Below are 5,648 nucleotides of genomic sequence, written 5' to 3'. Positions count from 1 at the left end.
CACGCCGCCCATCGTCTCGATACCGAGCGAGAGCGGGGTCACATCGAGCAGGAGCAGATCCTTCACTTCGCCCGAGAGCACGCCGGCCTGCACCGCCGCGCCGATCGCGACGACTTCGTCCGGATTCACGCCCTTGTGCGGCTCTTTGCCGAAGAGTTCCTTGACGATCTGCTGCACCTTCGGAATGCGCGTCGAGCCGCCGACGAGCACGACTTCGTCGATCGCGCTCGCCTGCACGCCGGAATCCGCAATGGCCTGCTTGCACGGGCCGACGGTTTTCTGGAGCAGGTCATCGACGAGCGATTCGAACTTGGCGCGCGTCAACTTCATCGCCAAGTGCTTCGGACCTGTCGCGTCGGCCGTGATGAACGGCAGCGAGACGTCGGTCTCCATCACGGTGGAGAGTTCCATCTTGGCCTTCTCCGCCGCTTCCTTCAGACGCTGAAGCGCCATCCGGTCCTTGCTGAGATCGATGCCTTCCTGCTTCTTGAATTCCGAGGTGATCCAGTCCATCACGCGCTGGTCGAGGTTGTCGCCGCCAAGATGCGTATCGCCGTTGGTGGATTTGACTTCGACGATGCCTTCGCCGACTTCGAGGATCGAGATGTCGAACGTGCCGCCGCCGAAGTCATAGACCGCGATCGTCTCGTTCTTCTTCTTGTCGAGCCCGTACGCCAGCGCGGCCGCCGTCGGCTCATTGACGATGCGGAGCACTTCGAGACCGGCGATCTTGCCGGCATCCTTGGTCGCCTGCCGCTGCGCGTCGTTGAAATACGCGGGCACGGTGATGACGGCCTTCGTCACGCTCTGACCGAGGTAATCCTCGGCCGCCTGCTTCATCTTCTGGAGCACCATCGCCGAAATTTCCGGCGGGGTGAACGCTTTCGGCTGGCCGTCGATCTTCACCGCCACGTGATCACCGTCAGCGACGATGTGGTACGGCACCATCTTGGATTCTTCTGAGACTTCATCGCCGCGACGGCCCATGAAGCGCTTGATGGAAAACACGGTGTTTTCCGGGTTGGTCACCGCCTGTCGCTTCGCGACCTGGCCGACGAGACGCTCACCCGACTTCGTGAAACCGACGACGGAAGGCGTCAAGCGCCCACCTTCGGGATTGGTAATCACGACCGGTTCGCCTCCCTCCATCACGGCCACTACTGAATTGGTCGTGCCGAGGTCGATACCGATGATCTTGCTCATAGGGAGTCTTGCTCACTTCTTGTTGGCGAACGCCGCGGGGTGGCCTTCAGATGAAGCGCCTGGTCTGCGACGCCCCCGGTTCGATTGAGTTCCATCCGGCTTCCGATGCGGAAACCGGCGTCGCAGCCGATATGGGGAAATTTGGGGGGGCTGCAAGGGCGAATGTCCCTAATGCAGGCAAGGAGATGGCTTCAGCCGCGCCGCCAGGCCGGCTGGCAGTCGGCGTAAACCTGGGCCGCCAGCGGCGCCTGGCCCCCGCGGGAGGCCACGAATGCGTGCTGCACAACCATGGCCTGCTGCTCGATGTTGAGGCGGTGGAAGTCGTCCTGGCCGGCGATTTCGTAGGCGTAAGCCTGCGCGCTGTCCCCGGCCCTGAGCTTGGCCCGCAGCAGCGCCACGCCGTTCTGCGCCTGCCAGATGTGGGTCAGCTCATGGACGAAGATCGCCTGGGTGGAGAGCGCGGTGTCGGGCGCGGCGAAATCCAGCCGCGAGGCGGCGGCCGGCCAGACCATCAGACCCGGCCCCCCAACGAACGCCCGGCTCCACACCGGCACCGCCAGGATCCTCACCCGGCCGGGATCGAGCCCCGCGCCGAACATCTCATGGCCCAGCGCCGCTTCCCCGGAGGTGAGGCGGCGCCTGGCGAACGGCGGCATGCGTGCGGTCAGGGGCATCATGCTCATATGGGACGAACGGGCGGGAAGTTCCTTGGCTTTGACTTCCCGCGGGCTCGCAGCGCAGGATCGCCGCCTGTCATCCGGAGAACCCCCATGGTCACGCTCACCCGCCCCGAAGGCACCCAGCCCGGCGACCTCGACCTGTCGCGCCGCAACCTCGCCCTGGCGCTGACCGGCGGCTATGCGGTGGCGGCGTTCTCCGCCCAGGCCCAGCCGGTCAAGACCGACGAGAGCGGCATCGTCACGGCCACCGTGCAGCTTTCCGCCGCCGACCGGCAAATCCCCGCCTATCTCGCCCGGCCCGCGGGCAAGGGCCGCCATCCCGCGGTGCTGGTGGTCTCCGAGGTGTTCGGCGTCCACGAATATATCCGCGACACCTGCCGCCGGCTGGCCAAGGCGGGCTATGTGGCGATCGCGCCGGACTTCTTCATCCGGGCCGGCGATCCGTCGGTGCTCTCCGACTTCCCGGCGATCATGAAGATCGCCGCCACCGCCAACGACGCCCAGGTCACCGGCGACATCGCCGCGGCGCTGAAATTCCTCAAGGCCAGCGCCTTCGTGGATCGCCGCAGACTGGCGGTCACCGGGTTCTGCTGGGGCGGCAACGTCACCTGGGAGGCCTGCGAGCGGTTCGCAGACTTCAAGGCCGGCGTGGCCTGGTACGGCCGGCTGGTCCCGCCATCGACGCCGTCGGCCAGCGATCCGCAGGGCCGCCACCCGATCCAGATGGTCGCCGACCTGAAGGCGCCGGTGCTGGGCCTCTATGCCGAGAAAGACACCGGCATCCCGCTCAAAGACGTGGACGCCATGAAGGCGGCGCTGAAGGCCGCGGGGAAGACCACCAGCGACATCGTCGTCTATCCCGGCGCCCAGCACGGTTTCCACGCCGACTACCGGCCGAGCTACAACAAGGAAGCCGCCGACGACGGCTGGAAGCGCATGCTGGCGCACTTCACCCGCTATGGGGTGAAGCCGCTAAAAGCCTGATCTAGAACGGCGGCTCTTCCGGGGGCGGGGCCGCCTTCTCGAGGATCTCGCCCACCTTGTCCGGGGGCGGCGGGGGCGGCGGCGCAGCCGGGGCCTCCACCGTCGCCTTCGCCATTTCCGCGGCGGCCAGGCGGGCGGCCGCGGCGGCTTCGGCCTTTCTCGCCTTTTCTTCCTCGAGCTTGGCCTTTTCTTCCTCGGTCAGTTCCGGCGGCGCGGGCGGGCCCTCGATGCGTTCCGACCCCAGGGGCGTGGCCTCCGTGGCCTGGATGGCCTGGCCGCCGTCGCCCTGGGCGCGCTCGCCGGGCAGCCGGCCGCGGGCCGGGGCGGTGACGATGCCTAAGGTGAAGGCGCCCACGGCGCTCGCGCCGATCAGGCCGGCGACGACGTTGAGGACCGGGCGGGGCATGGACCAGTTCATGCCCCGGACCCTAATGCGGCGACCGGCACAGCGGAAGCGGCATCGCGCCGCAACCCGGTCCGCCACGCAGAGTAAACGCCCATTAACCGTGTGGGCCGCACATGGGCAGGATCGTTCGGGTCGAAGGGGTTGCGGATGGCGCGGGTGGCGCGGAAGACCGGCGTGGAGCTCGTGGCCCACATCGCGGGCCTCGCCTGGTCGCACCAGGCGACCGCGCGGCTGCGGGGGGGCGTCACCGCCGCGGCCGGCGTGGGCCTAGCGGTGGCCTTCGCCACCTATAACGCCGCCGATCCCAGCCTGAACGCCGCCAGTCCGGCCGCCGCCACCAATGCGCTGGGCGGCGCCGGCGCGACCCTGGCCGACATCGGCGTGCAGTCCCTGGGCATGGCGGCGGGCGCCGCGGCCCTGGTCCTGGTGGTCCTGGGCCTGTCGCGGGCAGCCGCTCCCGATCCCGACGCCGGGCGCAGCCAGCTTCGCCTGCGCGCCCTGGTGGGCCTCATGGGCGTATTGACGCTAGCGGGCGCCCTGGCCTGGCCCGCGCCGCCCGCCGCCTGGCCGCTGGCCAAGGGCCTGGGCGGTTTCTGGGGCGACGCGCTCGCGCAGGGCCTCACCGGCCTCTTCGCCTATGGCCACATACCCATGGCCGGCGCCCTGTCCGCGGGTCTGCTGGCCGCCGTGGCCCTGGGCAGCCTTGGCTACGCCATCGGCCTGAGCCGCCTGGACCTGCGCGCCGCCGGCGACGCTCTGAGCCTGGCCATGCAGCCCAAGCCCAAGCTGAAGGTGAAACCGGAACGCGCCGCCCGCGTCGCCCGCCGCGAGGCTCACCGCGGCATTGCGCCAGCGGCCCTGGATCCGGCGCCGCAGACCGCCGCAGAGGCCGAGCTGAAGGTCAAGCCGCCCAAGGCGCCCCCCAAGGAAAGCCCCCGCGAACAGCGCGAGGCCCAGTCCACCTTCGAATTCCTCAAGCCCGGCGGCTTCGCCCTGCCGGAGCTGGGCATGCTGGCCAAGCCCAAGCCGCGCGCCGCCCAGTTCGACGAGGGCGCGCTGCGCCAGAACGCCCAGCTGCTGGAAAGCGTGCTGGCGGAGTTCGGGGTCCGCGGCCAGGTGGACCAGATCCGCCCGGGGCCCGTGGTCACCCTCTATGAGCTGGTCCCGGCCGCCGGCGTGAAGTCAGCCCGGGTGGTGGCGCTCTCCGACGACATCGCGCGCCCCATGAGCGTCGCGGCCTGCCGCGTCTCCGTGGTGCCCGGCCGCAACGCCATCGGCATCGAGCTGCCCAACGCCCGGCGCGAAACGGTCTATCTGCGCGACCTGCTGGCCGCGCCCGAATATGAGCGCGGGACCCAGAGCCTGCCCGTGGCGCTAGGGGAGACCATCGGTGGCGAGCCGTACATCGCCGACCTGGCCAAGATGCCCCACCTGCTGATCGCCGGCACCACCGGCTCGGGCAAGTCGGTGGGGGTCAACGCCATGATCCTGTCGATCCTCTACCGGATGTCCCCGGACCAGTGCCGGATGATCATGATCGACCCGAAGATGCTGGAGCTCAGCGTCTATGACGGCATCCCGCACCTGCTGGCGCCCGTAGTCACCGACCCGAAGAAGGCCATCGTCGCGCTGAAGTGGACCGTGCGCGAGATGGAGGACCGCTATCGCCGGATGTCGAAGATCGGCGTGCGCAACGTGGCCTCCTACAACGAGCGCGCCAGGGAAGCCCTGGCCAAGGGCGAGCACTTTGAGCGGACCGTGCAGACCGGGTTCGATGACGCCGGCCGTCCGATCTACGAGAGCGAGAAGATCAACCCCGAGCCGATGCCGTTCCTGGTGGTGATCATCGACGAGGTCGCCGACCTGATGATGGTCGCCGGCAAGGACATCGAAGGCGCCGTCCAGCGGCTGGCCCAGATGGCCCGGGCCGCCGGCATCCACCTGATCATGGCCACCCAGCGGCCGTCGGTGGACGTGATCACCGGCACCATCAAGGCCAACTTCCCGACCCGGATCTCCTTCCAGGTCACCTCCAAGATCGACAGCCGCACCATCCTGGGCGAACAGGGCGCCGAGCAGCTGCTGGGCCAGGGCGACATGCTCTACATGGCCGGCGGCGGCCGCATCACCCGCCTGCACGGTCCCTTCGTCTCCGACGGCGAGGTGGAGGCCGTGGCCAAGTTCCTGCGCGGCCAGGGCCAGCCCTCCTACCTGGAAGAGGTCACCGCCAGCGCCGACGAGGACGGCGAGGGCGGCGATCTTGGCCTGGGCGGCGAAGGGGACGGCTCCGACCTCTACGACCGCGCCGTGGCCGTGGTCACCCGCGACGGCAAGGCCTCCACCAGCTACATCCAGCGCCGCCTGCAGATCGGCTA

At 69.1% G+C, this 5,648-nt stretch carries 5 protein-coding genes; 2 read left to right on the top strand and 3 right to left on the bottom strand.

The genetic code is table 11. The features are described 5' to 3' along the window. Window positions 1-1,203 (bottom strand): molecular chaperone DnaK (dnaK, locus tag ACLL81_RS13720; protein WP_411288917.1); only part of this gene is annotated, 1,203 nt, incomplete at its 3' end. A gap of 191 nt (window positions 1,204-1,394) precedes the next feature. Continuing rightward, on the bottom strand, window positions 1,395-1,877 hold the full coding sequence (locus tag ACLL81_RS13715) for a hypothetical protein (protein WP_411288916.1): 483 nt from the start codon (window positions 1,875-1,877) through the stop codon (window positions 1,395-1,397). Window positions 1,878-1,973: 96 nt separating this feature from the next. On the opposite strand from ACLL81_RS13715, the gene ACLL81_RS13710 reads away from it, so the two are divergent. Further along, entirely contained in the window at window positions 1,974-2,867 is an 894-nt protein-coding gene (locus ACLL81_RS13710) for a dienelactone hydrolase family protein (RefSeq protein ID WP_411288915.1), read from the top strand. A gap of 1 nt (window position 2,868) precedes the next feature. Here ACLL81_RS13710 and ACLL81_RS13705 read toward each other — a convergent pair whose 3' ends face one another. Continuing rightward, on the bottom strand, window positions 2,869-3,273 hold the full coding sequence (locus ACLL81_RS13705; protein ID WP_411288914.1) for a hypothetical protein: 405 nt from the start codon (window positions 3,271-3,273) through the stop codon (window positions 2,869-2,871). A gap of 147 nt (window positions 3,274-3,420) precedes the next feature. On the opposite strand from ACLL81_RS13705, the gene ACLL81_RS13700 reads away from it, so the two are divergent. Further along, window positions 3,421-5,648, top strand: a 2,228-nt coding sequence (locus tag ACLL81_RS13700; RefSeq protein WP_411288913.1) for a DNA translocase FtsK, incomplete at its 3' end; no start/stop codon positions are given.

The organism is Phenylobacterium sp., from assembly GCF_046590535.1.
Taxonomy (GTDB): Bacteria; Pseudomonadota; Alphaproteobacteria; order Caulobacterales; family Caulobacteraceae; genus Phenylobacterium.
This window is presented reverse-complemented; position numbering and strand designations above follow the sequence as displayed.

Excerpts from the sequence above, each read along its gene's own strand:
- ACLL81_RS13710 (WP_411288915.1), top strand. The coding sequence starts at position 1,974 with ATGGTCACGCTCACCCGCCCCGAAGGCACCCAGCCCGGCGACCTCGAC.
- ACLL81_RS13715 (WP_411288916.1), bottom strand. The coding sequence starts at position 1,877 with ATGCCCCTGACCGCACGCATGCCGCCGTTCGCCAGGCGCCGCCTCACC.
- ACLL81_RS13705 (WP_411288914.1), bottom strand. The coding sequence starts at position 3,273 with ATGCCCCGCCCGGTCCTCAACGTCGTCGCCGGCCTGATCGGCGCGAGC.